16 protein-coding genes and 1 tRNA gene are annotated in these 17071 nt (G+C 60.1%); 15 read left to right on the top strand and 2 right to left on the bottom strand.

Translation table 11 applies throughout. The features are described 5' to 3' along the window. Window positions 1–28: 28 nt before the first annotated feature. The 14 genes from HCR76_RS08840 (at window position 29) to HCR76_RS08775 (ending at window position 15256) form a co-directional block, all read left to right on the top strand. A complete protein-coding gene (locus HCR76_RS08840) occupies window positions 29–1048 on the top strand; it encodes a PhoH family protein (protein ID WP_235934149.1) in 1020 nt (339 codons plus the stop codon). Then, entirely contained in the window at window positions 1045–1509 is a 465-nt protein-coding gene (gene ybeY / locus HCR76_RS08835; protein ID WP_166990093.1) for an rRNA maturation RNase YbeY, read from the top strand. Before HCR76_RS08840 ends, ybeY begins: the two co-directional genes overlap by 4 nt. After that, complete coding sequence (locus HCR76_RS08830; protein ID WP_268920982.1) at window positions 1510–2796, top strand: hemolysin family protein; 1287 nt, start codon at window positions 1510–1512, stop codon at window positions 2794–2796. Window positions 2797–2798: 2 nt separating this feature from the next. Beyond that, window positions 2799–3704 carry a GTPase Era gene (gene era / locus HCR76_RS08825; RefSeq protein ID WP_166990091.1) on the top strand — a complete coding sequence of 302 codons (906 nt, stop codon included), beginning with the start codon at window positions 2799–2801 and terminating at the stop codon, window positions 3702–3704. Between the two features lie 99 nt (window positions 3705–3803). Then, entirely contained in the window at window positions 3804–4976 is a 1173-nt protein-coding gene (locus HCR76_RS08820) for a sensor histidine kinase (protein ID WP_166990089.1), read from the top strand. Between the two features lie 16 nt (window positions 4977–4992). After that, window positions 4993–5658: a response regulator gene (locus HCR76_RS08815; protein ID WP_166990087.1), complete on the top strand. Its 666-nt coding sequence runs from the start codon at window positions 4993–4995 to the stop codon at window positions 5656–5658. Window positions 5659–5810: 152 nt separating this feature from the next. Further along, window positions 5811–7577 carry a 2-isopropylmalate synthase gene (gene leuA / locus HCR76_RS08810; protein ID WP_166990085.1) on the top strand — a complete coding sequence of 589 codons (1767 nt, stop codon included), beginning with the start codon at window positions 5811–5813 and terminating at the stop codon, window positions 7575–7577. Window positions 7578–7683: 106 nt separating this feature from the next. Further along, on the top strand, window positions 7684–8430 hold the full coding sequence (gene recO, locus HCR76_RS08805; protein ID WP_166990083.1) for a DNA repair protein RecO: 747 nt from the start codon (window positions 7684–7686) through the stop codon (window positions 8428–8430). Then, window positions 8427–9230, top strand: a complete 804-nt coding sequence (locus HCR76_RS08800) for an isoprenyl transferase (RefSeq protein WP_166990081.1) — start codon at window positions 8427–8429, stop codon at window positions 9228–9230. Before recO ends, HCR76_RS08800 begins: the two co-directional genes overlap by 4 nt. 40 nt (window positions 9231–9270) lie before the next feature. After that, on the top strand, window positions 9271–9939 hold the full coding sequence (locus HCR76_RS08795; protein WP_166990079.1) for a DsbA family oxidoreductase: 669 nt from the start codon (window positions 9271–9273) through the stop codon (window positions 9937–9939). 139 nt (window positions 9940–10078) lie between these two features. Then, on the top strand, window positions 10079–11233 hold the full coding sequence (dusB, locus tag HCR76_RS08790; RefSeq protein WP_166990077.1) for a tRNA dihydrouridine synthase DusB: 1155 nt from the start codon (window positions 10079–10081) through the stop codon (window positions 11231–11233). Continuing rightward, entirely contained in the window at window positions 11223–12491 is a 1269-nt protein-coding gene (locus HCR76_RS08785; RefSeq protein ID WP_166990075.1) for a deoxyguanosinetriphosphate triphosphohydrolase, read from the top strand. Before dusB ends, HCR76_RS08785 begins: the two co-directional genes overlap by 11 nt. 51 nt (window positions 12492–12542) lie before the next feature. Next, window positions 12543–14390, top strand: coding sequence for a DNA primase (dnaG, locus tag HCR76_RS08780; RefSeq protein WP_166990073.1), 1848 nt, complete (start codon window positions 12543–12545; stop codon window positions 14388–14390). A gap of 35 nt (window positions 14391–14425) precedes the next feature. Then, a complete protein-coding gene (locus HCR76_RS08775) occupies window positions 14426–15256 on the top strand; it encodes an ATP-binding cassette domain-containing protein (RefSeq protein ID WP_166990071.1) in 831 nt (276 codons plus the stop codon). Window positions 15257–15313: 57 nt separating this feature from the next. On the opposite strand, the gene HCR76_RS08770 is transcribed toward HCR76_RS08775, so the two are convergent. Both HCR76_RS08770 and def read right to left on the bottom strand, forming a co-directional pair. Continuing rightward, window positions 15314–15389: transfer RNA gene (locus tag HCR76_RS08770), tRNA-Asn, on the bottom strand. A gap of 91 nt (window positions 15390–15480) precedes the next feature. Further along, window positions 15481–16047: a peptide deformylase gene (gene def / locus HCR76_RS08765; protein ID WP_166990069.1), complete on the bottom strand. Its 567-nt coding sequence runs from the start codon at window positions 16045–16047 to the stop codon at window positions 15481–15483. Between the two features lie 45 nt (window positions 16048–16092). Between def and HCR76_RS08760 the strand changes: the two genes are divergently transcribed. Then, window positions 16093–17016 (top strand): DMT family transporter, encoded by a 924-nt coding sequence (locus HCR76_RS08760; RefSeq protein WP_166990417.1) that lies wholly within the window; start codon window positions 16093–16095, stop codon window positions 17014–17016. Window positions 17017–17071: the final 55 nt, after the last annotated feature.

Genomic DNA, 17071 nt, shown 5'->3' with positions numbered 1-17071 from the left:
AGCGGAGATCCTCGTCGACGGTGTCGCAATGGTGCATGTGCTTGGACCTCAGGATCGCCTCTTGACCACCATTGAACACGAGCATCCCGAAGTCGACGTGCACGTTCGCGGCAACAAGATCACCCTCACGGGACCGGAACAAGCTGTCGCTTCCGCTCAACTGCTGATCGAAGAACTGCTCGCGCTCGTGCGCGGAGGCCACGATCTTGCGCAGTCAGATGTAACAACGTCAACGCGTCTCATCGAGGAAGGCGGTCATACACCGACTGAGATACTCGGTCAGACGATCCTTTCGGCACGTGGCAAGGTGATCAGGCCAAAGACGGCGGGTCAGAAGTCGTACGTGGATGCAATCGACGAGAACACGATCACGTTCGGTATTGGACCAGCCGGAACAGGCAAAACCTATCTCGCCATGGCGAAGGCCGTACAGGCACTGCAACGCAAGGAAGTGACGCGGATCATCCTGTCGCGACCGGCAATCGAAGCAGGCGAGAGACTCGGGTTCCTGCCCGGCACGCTCACGGACAAGATTGATCCGTATCTGCGGCCGCTGTACGACGCGTTGAACGAGATGATGGACCCAGAGCTCGTCCCGAAGCTGCTGGCGGCAGGGACCATCGAGGTGGCGCCTCTGGCGTACATGCGCGGTCGAACCCTGAATGATTCGTTCGTCGTGCTCGACGAGGCTCAGAATACGACGCCTGAGCAGATGAAAATGTTCCTCACTCGTCTGGGCTTCAACTCGAAGATGGTCGTCACGGGCGATATCACACAGGTAGATCTTCCGGGAGCATCGTCTGGCCTTCGCTTGGTTACGCGAGTACTGAACACCATTGACGATATTGAGTTCTGCCGGCTCACGAGCGACGACGTGGTGCGCCACACGCTGGTCGGCCAGATCGTCGATGCATACACCGAATACGACGAGCGTCAGCAGGCAGATCGCTATGAGAGAGAACAAGCACGCGAGTTCGCGAGCAGAGTCGAGAAACGCGCGCGAAAGCCACGCGACAACACACGTAAACCCGGAGGCTTCAGCTCGTGAGCATCGAGATTAACAACGAGTCGGCCGTCGCGGTCGATGAAGCAGCACTGCTGCGGCTGGCCAATCATGCGCTCGGAGCGATGCACGTGAGTTCGGAGGCAGAGCTCAACATCGTCGTCGTCGATGAGGGCGCAATGGAGCAATTGCACGTGCAGTGGATGGACGAGCCAGGGCCGACGGACGTTCTCAGCTTTCCGATGGACGAGTTGAGGCCAGGGACCGAAGAAAACCCGACGCCACCTGGACTGCTCGGTGACATTGTTCTCTGCCCTCAGGTTGCCGAGATGCAAGCCGAAACCGCCGGCCACTCGACGCTGGATGAGCTGCTGCTCTTGACCACCCACGGCATTTTGCATCTGTTGGGATTTGACCATGCTGAGCCGGACGAGGAGCGCGAGATGTTCGGAATTCAGCGAGACATCTTGCTTTCTTTCGCCACAACCGACCGCCACGGAGCATAGGTGCTTCTCGTCATCTTCGCATGCGCGGCGCTCGTGCTCATCGCCTTCGCCGGCCTGATGACGGCGGCGGACGCAGCAATCGGGGTGAAGTCTCGCAATGATATTCAGGATCTTGCAGAGCAGTCACGCCGCCCGCGGTCGCTCACTGCCATAGCCGAGGATCCCGGCGCCCACATGAACTCCATCAACTTCATGCGCATCTTCGCCGAGACCACGGCCGCGGTGCTCGTGACGCTGGTGTTCGCACGGCTCTTCGTGCAGGTGTGGTTGGCACTGCTGATATCCGCATTCATCATGACGCTTGCGTCATTCGTTCTCGTCGGGGCCAGCCCGCGAAGCTATGGGCGCAACCATGCGGACATGATTCTGCGTTTCGTCGCTCCGCTCATTCATTTCGTGCGGGTTCTCCTTGGTCCCATCGCTCACGCGCTCATGGCCTTCGGCAATCGAGTAACTCCTGGGGTTCCTCGCGAAATCTCGTTCTCGTCTGAAGAGCAGCTTCTCAGCATGGTTGATGAAGCCACGGAGATGAGTGTGCTCGAGGAAGACGACCGCGAGCTGATCCATTCGATATTCGAGTTCAACGACACCTACGTGCGCGAGGTCATGATCCCACGAACAGACATGGTGAGCATCGATCACGACACCAACGTGATCACTGCTCTCGGGGTCTTTCTCGGCACGGGAATCTCACGAGCTCCCGTAGTGTCCGATGACGTCGACGAGGTTCTCGGCATCCTGTATCTGAAAGATTTGGCGCGAGTCGTTTACGAAGGCGACTCGGATGCTCAGCGGAACCCGGCTCTCGACCTTGTGCGTCCCGCGTGGTTCGTGCCGGAATCGAAGAAGGTCGACGACTTGCTGCAGCAGATGCAGGTGGAGTCGAACCACCTGGCGATGGTTGTCGATGAGTACGGTGGAATCGCCGGACTTGTCACACTCGAAGACCTCATTGAGGAGCTCATCGGAGACATTGCCGACGAGTACGATCGTGAGCCTCTCGACGTGGAGCAGCTCGCGGCCTCTCAATTTCGGGTGCGATCGCGACTGTCGATCGACGAGCTCGGCGACCTGTTCGACATCGAGATCGATGACGACGATGTCGACTCGGCCGGCGGACTCCTCACCAAGGCGCTCGATCGCCTCCCGGTATCTGGCGACAGTGTCAGCACTCACGGTTTAATCATGACCGCGGAGCGCACCCACGGCAGGCAGGGCGAGATCAGCACAATCATTGTTCAGCGCGATATCGGGACTGACGCTGTCCATTCACCCGAGCAGGAGTAGAAATGACTGAAACGGAACACAAGGAATACCGAGCTGGTTTCGTCTCTTTCGTTGGGCGTCCGAACGTCGGGAAGTCGACGCTGATGAACGCGCTGGTCGGAACGAAGGTCGCGATCACGAGCGCAAAGCCTCAGACGACTCGTAAAGCGATCCGAGGCATCATCAGCGTCGATAATGGGCAGGTCATTATCGTCGACACGCCCGGAGTCCATCGCCCGCGAACATTGCTCGGCGAACGTCTCAACGATCTCGTGCAATCGACGCTCGGCGACATGGATGTGATCGGGCTCTGCGTGCCGGCGGGAGACAAGATCGGGCCGGGAGATCGTTACATCAATCAGCAGCTCGACGAATTCCCGCGCGCGAAGAAGGTAGCAATCGTCACGAAGATCGATGCGGTGCCGAAAGCGCGCGTCGCCGACCAGCTCCTCGCAGTCTCTCAGCTTCGGGATTGGGATGAGATCATCCCCGTATCTAGCATCGAGAATGTTCAGCTTGACGTGCTTGTCGAACAACTGGTCGCGCTGTTGCCCGAGTCACCGAAGCTCTATCCGGATGAGCGGATCACGGACGAATCACTCGACGATCGTATTGCGGAGTTTATCCGGGAGGCTGCGCTCGAGGGCGTGCATGATGAGCTCCCCCATTCGCTTGCCGTGACGATCGACGACATCAGCACGAGGGAGAACAAACCGCTCGTCGATATCTATGCGAACATTTTTGTCGAGAGGGATAGCCAGAAGGCGATCGTCATTGGCAAGCAGGGGGCCAGACTTCGCGAGGTCGGTGAACGCGCGCGGGCGCAGATCGAACCGCTTGTGGGCTCGAAGGTGTTTCTTTCGCTTCGTGTGAAGGTGGCGCGAGAATGGCAGCGGGACCCGAAACAGCTCGGTCGGCTCGGGTTCTGAATCGGCACCATGCCACCGGAGGATGATTTTGCGCATCCACGGGATGATCAGTGGCTCTCACGGGCCTCGAGACGTGCGATGAGAACTACTGTTGAGCGCATGATCCGTCGTTTGCTGCCGCGCCAATACGCCGTCGACGGTGGTATTGGCGCAATCGTCGCGGTGCTGTGCCTTCCCCTCGCACTTCACGGCAACGTCGTCGACCCGTGGCAACTGTTGGTGACCTGGGGCATCCTTACGTTGCGTCGGGCGTCGCCTGCGCTCTCCCTCACGCTTGCGTGGATCGCCGTCATCGTACAAATGGGATTCGGTGCTTCGCCGAATCTCTACAACATCGCAATTCCGATAGTCCTCTACGCCACGGCACGCTATGGAGACGGATGGGTGCGTTGGTATGGCCTGATCTCGGCCATTGGCGGGGGAGTCATCGCATCCGCCTACACGGTGCTGGTGACGAATACGAACGTGACATTCGATCCAGCGTCGATCTCGATTCTGTCGTTCGCAGCGATCATGGGCGCCATTGCCGGCGTCGTGGTTCTGGGGCTCTCGTGGACCCTTGGACAGCTCATGCGCACCGCCGATGCCGCTCGACAGGCTGGGTACGAGCGCTTTCGAGCGCGTCAGGCGCAGACGCTTGCCGAACGAGCCACCGTGGTTGAACAGGAACGAGGCAGGATTGCGCGAGACATGCATGATGTCGTGGCGCATTCACTTGCCGTGGTTGTCGCTCAGGCCGATGGCGCTCGCTATGTGCACAAGGGCGATGCAGATGCGCTCGCGCACACGCTCGAGACAGTGTCGGACACGGCACGGCATGCGCTGGGCGACGTGCGGCTGCTTCTCAGCGAATTGCGACATGAACAAGAGGTTGGGCCGCAGCCAGGGTTCGCGGACATCGACATGCTCATTGAGAGGATGCGAAGTGCGGGGCTCCACGTGACCTACACTCTCATCGGTACGTTGCCCGACATTCCGACAGGACGTCAGATTGCCGCGTATCGAATAATGCAAGAGGCACTGACGAATGCGCTCCACCACGGGGAAGCGCAACGAGAGGTTGACGTGACGATTACGGGCGGTGACAGCGGAGTCGATCTGGTCGTCGAGAACTTCGTCGGTGAAAGCAGGCACGCACACGGAACCGACCTCTCACGAGGTCACGGTCTCCCAGGAATGCGCGAGCGCGCCACACTAGCGGGCGGTACCCTCGATATCGACGCGTCCACACCCGGTCGGTTCCGCGTGATCGCCCATCTTCCAACGGCATGAGTGAGGCAAGAAATCCATGACAGAACCTATTTCCGTCGCGCTCGTTGACGATCAATCGCTATTCCGCGCCGGAATTCGTATGCTCATCGACTCGCAAGCCGATCTGGTGTTTGCCGGCGAGGCCGAGAACGGGCACACGGGCGTCGAACTCGTCCGCTCGGTGCGTCCCGATGTCGTGCTGATGGACGTTCGCATGCCGGAGCTCGACGGCATTGAGGCGACGGCTCGGATTCTCGCCGAAGCCGATTCGTCCGGGCATCCGGCACCTCGCGTGATCGTTCTCACCACATTTGAGCTGGACGAGGGGGCTGCGCGGGCACTGCACATCGGCGCAAGTGGATTTTTGTTGAAGGACTCGCAGCCAGAATTTCTCCTTGCTGCAATCCGATCGGTCCATTCCGGAAGCGCCGTAATCGCTCCTGGCGCGACGAAGGCACTTTTGGCCCAAATGGGCCAGTCGGCCCGCACTCGCGAGCCGATCGAGTTCGCCGCCCTCACCGAACGCGAGAAGCAGATCTTTGTTCTGGCGGCATCCGGAATGAGCAACTCGGAGATCGCCCAGAAAGAATTCCTCAGCGAAGCGACTGTCAAAACGCACGTGAGTCGCGTGCTCAGCAAGCTCGGCGCACGCGATCGCGTGCAGCTGGTAATTTACGCATACGAACACGGCATAGCAGGCTAGGCAAGTGCCGCCGCTCGTCCGCGATGGTGTTATCCTGAAAACGTGTTTTCCACCGCGCTTCTCCTTAGCTGCCGCGACGAGGCTTAGCTCAAGCCCCTCTCGTCGCGGAGTTCGTTGTCGGCTGCAGAAGACTCGCGAGGAGAAATGAAGCAATGAAGAACAATCAGAAGGCGTCGCCGATGCCGGTCAACAAGTATCGGCCATTCCACCAGCAGATTTCAGTCGACCTTCCTGACCGCACATGGCCGAACGCCGTGACGAGCGTTGCACCACGGTGGTGCGCCGTCGATCTGAGAGACGGCAACCAGGCGCTCATCGATCCGATGAGCCCCGAGCGCAAGCGCGTGATGTTCGACATGCTCGTGCGAATGGGCTACAAGGAGATTGAAGTCGGATTTCCGAGTGCCAGTCAAACGGACTTCGACTTCGTGCGCTCCTTGATCGAAGAAGATGCCATACCGGACGACGTCACGATTCAAGTTCTGACACAGTGCCGTGAACACCTTATTCGGCGTACATACGAGTCAATTGCCGGGGCGAAGCAGGCCATCGTTCACCTGTACAACTCCACGAGCGTTCTCCAACGCGACGTTGTTTTCCGCTCAGACAAGCAGGGAATCATCGATATCGCGCTCAACGGCGCGCGGCTCTGCAAGCAGATGGAAAGCACGGTCCCTGGAACGACAGTGTTCTACGAATACTCACCAGAGAGCTACACCGGAACCGAACTCGAATTTGCTGCCACGATCTGCAACCAGGTGCTCGACGTGCTCGAGCCCACGCCCGAGCGCAACGTCATCATCAACCTTCCTGCCACTGTCGAAATGGCCACACCCAACGTTTACGCAGATTCGATCGAGTGGATGAACCGCAACCTCACGCATCGTGAGAACGTCATACTTTCCCTGCATCCTCATAACGACAGGGGGACGGCGATTGCCGCTGCGGAGCTTGGCTACATGGCCGGTGCCGACCGTATTGAAGGGTGCCTTTTCGGCAACGGTGAGCGCACGGGCAACGTGGATCTCGTTGCACTCGGCATCAATTTGTTCACGCAGGGAATCGATCCTCAGATCGACTTCAGCGACATCGACGAGATCAAGCGCACCGCTGAGTACTGCAACCAGCTGAAGGTTCACGAGCGAAGCCCATGGGCGGGAGACCTCGTCTTCACAGCTTTCAGCGGCTCGCACCAAGACGCCATCAAGAAGGGTTTTGAGGCAATGGCGGCGGCAGCTGCCGACCAGGGGGTGTCCACAGACGACCTCGCCTGGGCAGTGCCGTATCTGCCTGTCGACCCGAAGGACCTCGGTCGCTCCTACGAAGCGGTGATTCGCGTCAACTCGCAGTCGGGCAAGGGCGGGGTTGCTTATCTTTTGAAGTCCGATCACGGGATGGAACTGCCTCGCAAACTCCAGATCGAGTTCTCGTCAGTCGTTCAGAGCCGCACAGATTCTGAAGGAGGCGAGGTCACCAGCGAGGAGATCTGGCGCATCTTCCACGATGAATACCTGCCCGCTGATGCTGACGAAACTAAGTGGGGCCGATTCGAGCTTCGCGGACTTCGCACCTCGAGCAATGTGGATGGGGGCGTTGACGTCGACGTTTCGTTGCGTGACGGTGATTCGCTCGATGAGCACACCGCGCATGGAAACGGTCCGATCGCGGCGTTCCTCACGGTCATGAATGAGCACGGCGTCGATGTGACGCTGTACGACTACGTTGAGCATGCCCTGAGCGCGAGCGGCGATGCTGCTGCCGCCGCATACGTCGAGCTGCAGGTTGGTGAGCAGCGGCTGTGGGGAGTCGGAGTTGATGGTGACATTTCCGTAGCGTCATTGAAGGCGATCGTCTCTGCAGTCAACCGCGGCCTTCGCATCTCGAGCGTTGACCCGGCTCTGGCTACAGCCGGCGTCTAAGACTGCCGTCGATACGTCCGGTGCCGCCGCGGGAATCACCCGGGGCGGCACCGCCGTCTCACGGTGTCGCTCCGTATGCATGCAGGCGAACGGGAGATAATCAGTTGTGCCGATATATCGAGATGAAGGCGTGGTGCTGCGTACCCACAAGTTGGGCGAAGCCGACCGCATTGTGACGCTGCTGACGCGTCAGCACGGCAAGGTACGTGCCGTCGCCAAAGGAATCCGGCGCACAAGCTCGCGTTTTGGCTCCCGACTTGAACCGTTTATGGTCGCCGACCTGCAGCTGTACGAGGGCCGCAGCCTCGACACCATCACTCAAGCAGAGTCTCTTGGCGCATACGGTCAGATTATCGCCGCCGATTACGACAGCTACACCGCTGCCAGCGTCATGGTCGAAACGGCAGACAAGCTCACCGAGTCCGACACCAACCGGCAGCAGTACCTGTTGCTACTCGGCGCGCTGCGATCGTTGTCACGCGCAGAGCATGCCCCGGCAATGACTCTGGACTCGTACCTGCTGCGGGCGTTGTCACTTGCGGGCTGGGCACCGAGCTTCGTCGATTGCTCACGGTGTCAGCGCCCTGGTCCGCACGAAACCGTTGTTGTGCAGATGGGGGGTGTTGTCTGCCCCGAATGCGCTCCAACGGGGAGTCCGAGGATTGACGTGCAGACTCGCGATCTTCTCGGTTCGCTGCTCGCGGGAGAGTGGGACATCGTAGACGCGGCCGACGCGGCCGTACAGTCGCGGGCGAGCGGACTTGTCGCTGCCTACGTTCAATGGCATCTCGAGCGCGGGCTCCGCTCGTACGCGCACCTCAGTTCCACCCCGATGGCAGAAAGGCGAAAGTGACCCCCAAGCCGTATACGCACGCAGACGCCGTCCCGTATCGATCCATCGACTGGACCGGCGTGTACCCCCCGGAACTGCCGGCGAGAGCACTCCCACAGCATGTGGCGATCGTGATGGACGGCAACGGTCGTTGGGCAAACAAGCGCGGGATGACTCGCATCGAGGGTCATAAGGCGGGTGAGGCCGCGCTTCTCGATGTTGTCGCCGGTGCGATTCAGCTAGGCATCCGCCACGTGAGCGTCTACGCATTTTCAACCGAGAATTGGGGGCGTTCCCCCGAGGAAGTTCGCTTCCTCATGGGGTTCAACCGTTCAGTGCTGCACCGGCGGCGCGATCAGCTCAACGAGTGGGGCGTTCGAATCCGTTGGGCCGGCCGCAGGCCTCGTCTTTGGTCGTCAGTCATCAAGGAGCTTCAATACGCGGAACGGCTCACAGCGGACAATTCCGTCATAACGCTCACCATGTGCGTCAACTACGGGGGAAGGAACGAAATCACGGATGCTGTTCGTTCGATCGCCCGTGACGTCAGCGCTGGCAAGCTGAAGCCCGGCGGAATCTCTGAACGCACGATCGCATCGCGGCTGTATGTACCCGAGATTCCGCCCGTTGATCTCTTTGTGCGCAGTTCAGGCGAGCAGCGAACCAGCAACTTCATGCTGTGGCAGAGCGCCTATGCCGAAATGGTTTTCCTCGATACCCTGTGGCCCGATTTCACGCGCGAAGACCTGTGGCACGCCGTGAGCTTGTACGTGAGTCGTGATCGACGCTTTGGCGGGGCAACGGACACACCGGCATCTTGACCTCGGGAATTCCCACAAAGGGCGACCGGTTGCACCCACTATGGACACCCCAATCTCAGTCGATATTTGGTCTGACATCGCATGCCCCTGGTGCTACATCGGTAAACGGCGATTCGAGCGCGCACTGGAAGAATTTGCCGCAGATGCTGCGAACCCGCCGGTCACCGTCCGCTTCCACAGCTTCGAATTGGCGCCGGACACCCCGCTCGATTTCGACGGGAGTGAGATCGATTTTCTGACGTCTTACAAAGGAATGCCTCCCGAGCAGGTCACCCAAATGCTCGACCACGTCACGAACCTTGCTCAGCAGGTTGGCCTCGACTACGACTTCGGCTCAGTCAAGCACACCAAGACGATAAAGGCGCACGAGCTCGTGCATTTCGCCCATGCTCACGGCAAAGAAGCTGAAATGATGGAGCGCCTGATGCGAGCCTACTTCGTCGAGGGCCGACACGTCGGGCGCATTGACGCGCTTGTCGATCTTGCCGAAGACGTCGGCCTCGATCGAGAGCTCGCGCTCAATGCGCTGGAACAGGGAACCTACTCTTCAGATGTCTCCGCGGACAAGACGCAGGCAGCAGAGTATGGCATCAATGGCGTGCCGTTCTTTGTCTTCGACGGCGCATACGGAGTCTCGGGAGCCCAAGAGCCCGAAACCTTCAGCGAAGTGCTGCGCGAGGTTGTGTCTCGGCAAGGTGATAACAAATGAGCGCGGAGCCATCGACAGAGCCGACAAACGTCTTTCAGATGCTCGGCGACAACATTGCGGCGTCATGCGAGGGCGACGCATGCTCGCTTCCGCCTGCGGCGGTGCACGAGGCTCCCCAATCTGGGACAATTGAGAGGTTATGACCTCGACTTCGACGCGCGCGCGTCCGCTTCAGATCGGCTCGCTCTCCCTTGACGTGCCTGTCGTTCTCGCCCCGATGGCCGGAATCACCAATACTGCCTTCCGTCGGCTGTGCCGGGAGTTCGGCGCGGGCCTCTACGTTTGCGAGATGATCACGTCGCGCGCGCTCGTCGAGCGTACGACCGAGACGATGCGCTTGATCTCGCACCACGAGTCAGAGGTTCCTCGCAGCATCCAGCTTTACGGGGTCGACCCGACAACGGTACGTGAGGCGGTGACGATGATCGTTGCCGAGGATCGCGCCGATCACCTTGATCTCAATTTCGGCTGTCCCGTTCCGAAAGTGACCCGCAAGGGCGGCGGAGCCGCGTTGCCGTGGAAACACGACCTCTTCCGCGGAATTGTGACGGAGGCCGTCAACGCGGCCGGTTCGATACCCGTGACAGTCAAGATGCGCACGGGTATCGACAAAGATCATCTGACATATCTCGATGCCGCTCGCTTTGCGCAAGACGCCGGGGTGTCTGCCATCGCTCTGCACGCGCGAACGGCGTCCGAATTCTATTCAGGGCACTCCGATTGGAGCGCGATTGCCACTCTGAAAGAGGCAATCACCGATGTTCCTGTTCTGGGGAACGGCGATATCTGGTCTGACTCCGATGCGCTGGACATGATGTATCAGACGGGTTGCGACGGAGTCGTCGTCGGACGAGGGTGCCTCGGTCGGCCATGGCTCTTCGGAGATCTCGCCGCGGCGTTCCGCGGCGAGCCACAGCGATTTCGCCCTGGGCTCGGTCAGGTGATTGACACCTTCCGACGCCACGCACAGCTTCTTGCCGAGTTCTTCGATTCTGAAGAGCGTGGATGCCGCGATATTCGCAAACACGTTGCCTGGTATTTCAAGGGGTACCCTGTGGGCAGCGACCTACGCACACGCCTCGCCACCGTCGAATCGCTGGAACAGCTCGACGAGCTGCTCGCCTCACTCGATGCGTCTGTTCCGTACCCGGGAGATGACGCTGAGGGGCCGCGGGGCCGCTCGGGGCATCCGAAACGACCTGTGCTTCCCGAGGGCTGGCTCGACTCTCATGTCATTGCTGGGCGTGACGCACACGACATACACGAGGCGGAGTTGAACACCAGTGGCGGTTGACGTTTACAACGCACATGACCAAGCTCGATGGCTGCCGGAACATCACACATCACGGCGCAGTGATTTTGCGCGCGATCGCGCGAGACTCCTGCACTCGAGCGCGTTGCGTCGGCTGGCGGCCAAGACGCAGGTGCTCAGTCCGACGTCGGGGGTCGACTTCGCCCGGAACAGGCTCACGCACTCGTTGGAAGTGGCGCAGGTCGGCCGGGAACTCGCTGCAAGCCTCGCGATTGCACCAGACGTCGTCGATACGGCGTGCCTTGCTCACGACATCGGGCATCCGCCGTTCGGCCACAACGGTGAGAAGGCACTCAATGATTGGGCAGTCGACATCGGTGGGTTCGAAGGAAATGCGCAAACGCTGCGCGTGCTCACCCGGCTTGAGCCGAAGGTGTTCGGCGACGACGGAAGACCGTTCGGGCTGAACCTCACGAGGGCGAGCCTCGACGCGAGTTGCAAGTACCCGTGGCCCGCCTCGCACGCTGTCGCCGATCCAAGTGGACGCGCGAAGTACGGGTTTTTCGATGACGACACAGCCGCCTTCGCCTGGCTTCGCGATGGAGCACCGGAGGGGCAGCGATGCATCGAATCCGAGGTTATGGATCTCTCTGATGACATCGCGTATTCCGTGCACGACTTTGAAGACGCCATTGTCAGCGAATATATCGATCCAGCATTTCTCAACGCGAAGGCCGGGCACGGGTCGCTGTTGAACGCCGTGCGCGCGTGGGCGGGATCCGAGTTCACCGTCGACGATCTCGGTGCGGCTTTCGAGCGGTTGTCTCAGCACGCGTCCTGGCCACGCACGTGGAGCTCCTCACGACGTGACCTTGCGGGGCTCAAGGACTTCACCAGCTCGATGATCGGCCATTTCGCACGGTCCGCCACGGAAGCGACTCAGGCGGCGTACCCACAGCGCAGTCTCATTCGATTCGGCGCCCATGTTGAGGTTCCTCACGAGATTGCCTCAGAAATCGCGGTGCTCAAAGGAGTGGTTGCGGCTTTTGTCATGTCGAGCGACGCTCGCCAGCCGATCTACAGACAGCAGCGTGAGATCCTGACGACGCTCGCCGACCGCATGTACGGCTCCGATGGTGATGGCCTTGACATCGCGTTCACCGCGGATTGGGCAGAAGCGACATCGGATGCCGCGCGCAAGCGCATTGTCGTCGATCAGATCGCCAGTCTGACCGACCAGGGTGCTGTCGCACTATACGAGCACCGCGACGTCGTCGCTGGAGTTATCCCCACCGCATGACGGCGTCCACAGGCAGTGAAGTGTGCAGCTGCCGACAGCTAGGATGGGTGCATGGCAGGCCGTATTCGACAGACTGATATCGAAGAGGTCAAGTCGCGCACGAATATTGCTGACATCATCGGTGATTACGTCACGCTCAAGTCTGCAGGAATCGGCTCGATGAAGGGGCTGTGTCCCTTTCATGACGAACGAACGCCGAGCTTTCACGTGCGCCCACAGGTCGGTTTCTACCACTGTTTCGGCTGCGGTGAGTCTGGGGACGTAATCTCGTTTCTGCAGAAGATGGATCACGTCACTTTCACTGAAGCGATCGAACGTCTTGCTGCTCGTGTCGGCATCGAGCTGCACTATGAAGACGGCGAAGGCCCCGGCGTCGATCACGGCCGACGGTCGCGGCTGTTGGCTGCGAACAAGGCTGCCGAAGATTACTTTCAGCGACAGCTCACCGCGCCGAGCGCTGAAGCGGGCCGAGCCTTCCTCGGCGAACGAGGATTCGACGCCCAGGCTGCGGCGCGTTTCGGCGTCGGCTTCGCGCCCAAGGGCTGGGACAACCTGCAGAAGCACCTCACAGCGGCGGGCTTCACGCGAGACGAATTGGTAACGGCCGGACTCCTTTCGCAGGGCGACAGAGGAGTCTACGACCGTTTCCGTGGCCGACTCGTGTGGCCGATCCGCGACGTCACTGGCCAGACCGTCGGGTTTGGTGCACGGCGGCTCTTCGATGACGATAAGGGGCCGAAGTACCTCAACACCCCCGAAACACCCGTTTATCACAAGGCGCAGGTGCTCTACGGTCTCGATATCGCCAAACGAGACATCTCACGAGGCAATCAGGTTGTGGTGGTCGAGGGGTATACCGATGTGATGGCCTGTCACCTGGCCGGAATCACCACGGCTGTTGCCACCTGCGGAACAGCGTTTGGCGTCGACCACATCAAGGTTATTCGGCGCATCATGGGCGACGACAGTCGCAACGGCGAAGTCGTATTCACGTTCGATCCGGATGCTGCTGGTCAGAAGGCGGCTCTTCGTGCGTTCTCCGAAGAGAAACGATTTGCCGCGCAAACCTATGTCGCTGTCGCTCCGGCGGGACTCGACCCGTGCGATCTTCGGCTCAAACGCGGAGATTCGGCTGTTCGTCGGCTTCTTGAGATGAAAGAGCCGATGTTCGAGTTTGTCATTAAGCAGGTGCTGTCTCAGTACAACCTCGACACGGTTGAGGGTCGAGTCGGCGCGCTGCGCGCCGCCGCCCCCATCGTCTCTGACATTCGCGATGCGTCGCTTCGTCCCGGGTACACGCGTGTGCTTGCCCGTCAGCTGGGAGTCGATTTGGGCGAGGTGCAGCGAGCAGTCCGCTCATCAGGCAGTCAAAAGCCTCACGGGCACGACACGCGACCTCCCTCAGGGGACCCGCAGACAGAGCGACCCGTGGGCATCGCCGATCTTCCCAGAGACCCATCGACACGGCTCGAACGGGACGCTTTGATGGCCATCGTGCAGCACCCTACTGTTATCGGTGAAGATCTTGTGCGGGACGCCGTGCACACGGGGTTCACGAACCATCCGCTCTCTGTTCTCCGCGACGCGATTGCTGCGCACATGGACACGTTCGCCGCAACCGGCTGGTTTCAGGCAATCAGCGACGACACTCCCGAGCCTTATCGTGACCTCCTGCATCAGCTTGGCGTCGCACCGCTTCCCGAACGCGGAGAACGTGAGCTTGAGATGTACGTACGCGACGTCACCGTCTCTCTCATTGAGCGAGACATGCTCAGACGCAAAGCGGAGCTTCTCGGGTCGCTGCAGCGTCACGATCCTCGTGATTCCGAGGGCTCCCGAACGATCCAGCAAAAGCTCGTGCAATTGGAGACAGAACGGCGACGCCTCCGCGCGGGATGATCGTGTTCGGTAGGACCTGAGGCATGATAGGTCTCATGCAGTCCGCGTCCGAGCTCGAACCTGTACTCGCTGCATCCGATCTCACCGTCAGCTACCCAGCTCACGGAGCAAGCGCTGAGCACGTTGCCATTAGCGGCGTATCGTTCACCGTCGAATCGGGGGAGATCCTCGGTGTCATTGGTGAGGCAGGGTCAGGCAAATCAACGCTCGCCTCTGTGCTCTCCTCCGACTTCAAGACTCCCCATAACAGGCGGCTCGCTCCCATGATCACCGGGGGAGAGGCGCGGCTCTTCGGCACGCCTCTCAGGGGGCGTGTGCCTAAGCGACGACTTGCAGAACTGCAGTTTCGCACCGCATATCTGCCTCAGGATGCAGCCATGCAGCTCCCCGCGGAGTACACCGTCTCAGAGATTCTGAGCCAGCCCATTCTTGAGCGCGACAAGCGGTTCGATCGCACTGTTCTCGGTCGCCACGTTGCCACGATTCTCGATGCCGTGCACATGCCGTTCGGTTACCTCGCCTCGTATCCGTTTGAACTCTCAAGCGGTCAACGCCAGCGCGTCGCGATCGCTCGAGCCCTCGTGCTTGGCCCGCGCGTGCTCATCGCCGACGAGCCCACCACGGGGATCGACGTGCTGGCCCGCGAGGCGCTTCACGAACTGCTGCGCACTCTGCGCGATGAGAAGAAGCTTTCCGCTCTCGTCATCAGCCATGACTTCGCATTGCTTCGCCACGTCACGTCACGGGTTCTTGCGCTACATAAAGGTGGGCTCGTGGGTTTGGATGATATCGACACGCTCTTGGGCGACAGAACGCACCCGTATCTGAGCGCGTTGGGCGCTAACGAAGAGGGTGGCACAGCGTAAGTGTGAGCGACGATCCGCCGCTTACATACATAAGGCCCTTTCCGCGGAAAGGGCCTCTGGCTCCTCGAGTTGGACTCGAACCAACAACCTATCGGTTAACAGCCGATTGCTCTGCCAATTGAGCTATCGAGGATCACTGTCGAACAGCACAGCTACTTTACCAAATGATTCTGTCGCACCAAATCCAGGGCAACACCCGGGCGTTTTGTCCGAGGGCAACGAAGTCAGCCCTCGAGTCGCTCATCCATCGGGTTCCAGCTGTTGCCCGGCACATTCCACCCGCGTTTCTTCACAATGCGCAGGAGCACGCGGTCGAACGCCGAATCAAGGCGATCAATGTAAATCGTTCCGTCAAGGTGATCATATTCGTGTTGAAGGATGCGAGCGCGCCAACCATCAGCCTCGATTCTCACCGGTTGCCCGTCGAGGTCGACTCCGGTAACGATGACGTTCTCGGAACGCCGGAGTGGAAACCTTTCGCCCGGAAACGACAGACACCCCTCCGAATCCTCGTCGTCGTCGGGGGCGCCCGCGGGCGTCGGCGTCATGTACAACGTCGGATTGATGACGACCCCACGCCACGGGCTTCCCTCGTCGTCCCGATAGCTATAGACGAAGAGTCGTTGTCCCACCCCCACCTGTGGTCCCGCCAAACCGACGCCAGGGGCGGCATCCATCGTCTCGAACATGTCCGCGACAAGCGTGCGCAGCCTCTCATCGAACGCGGTGACCGGAAGGGCCTGCTCGTGCAACACGGGGTCGCCGTGGATTCGAATCGGAAGTACGGTCATGAAATCAGCTTATCTATCGGGGGCACACGGTAGTCTCTGTTGGTGATGATTCCGCTCGACGACCTCTCAGGGCTGACGGACCAATTCACTCAGGACCCCGCACGCCTGATCGGAATACCGTTCGCTCTGGTTGGTGCCGTATTGATGTCACTCGGTGCACAGTTTCAGCACAGGGGAGTGCGCAAGGTTGAGGACGCGAGTGGACACGATGCGTCTAACGGCCTCAATTTTGCTCAGCTGAAGGCGCTCCTGCAGCGCCCATCCTGGGTGATCGGCACCGTGATGCTTGCGCTCGCGATCGTCTTTCAGCTTTCTGCGCTCGCGTTTTCACCCTTGATTCTCGTGCAACCGCTCGGTGCGATTGCGCTCGTCATCACGTCGATTCTGAACGCCCGCATCGCAGATATCACGCTCAACCGACGCTCGATCGTGGCAATTGTTGCGTGTGTGACTGGGGTGGCGCTCTTCGTGACGACAGCAGCCATCGTGGGCATCGACAGGCCCGTCACAACGACGGCTCTCGTCATCATTCTCGGCGCAATGGCCGTGGTGCTCATCATCTTCGCGGTCATTTTCGCCATAACGAGAACACGGGCGAAAGCAATTTTCTACATCATCGCAGCGGGGTGCATCTACGGATTCGTTGCGACACTGGCGAAGGTCATTTTGAGCCGGCTGTCACATGGCAACGTTGATTGGCTCACCATTGTGTGCGCTGTCGCCCTGATTGCAGGAACGGCGCTCGGCGCTTACTTTGTGCAAAACGCATACGCGTCAGGGCCTCCCGACCTCGTCATTGCCGGACTCACCGTCATTGATCCTCTCGTGGCAGTCGCTGTCGGCATCGTCATCCTTCGCGAAGCAGCCAACGCTCCACTGTGGGCGGTACTGTCATTCGTTGCGGCGGGATGCATTGCTATCTGGGGGGTGTTTCAGCTTGCCCGGCACCATCCGCAAGTGAAACCGTGAGCTTGCTGACACACGCCACGTGCCCCAGCGATCATGGCCCACGCATGACTAGACT

The organism is Paramicrobacterium chengjingii (genome assembly GCF_011751765.2).
Lineage (GTDB): Bacteria > Actinomycetota > Actinomycetes > Actinomycetales > Microbacteriaceae > Paramicrobacterium > Paramicrobacterium chengjingii.
Note: the sequence above shows the minus strand (reverse complement) of the source record. Positions and strands in the feature narration are given on the sequence as shown.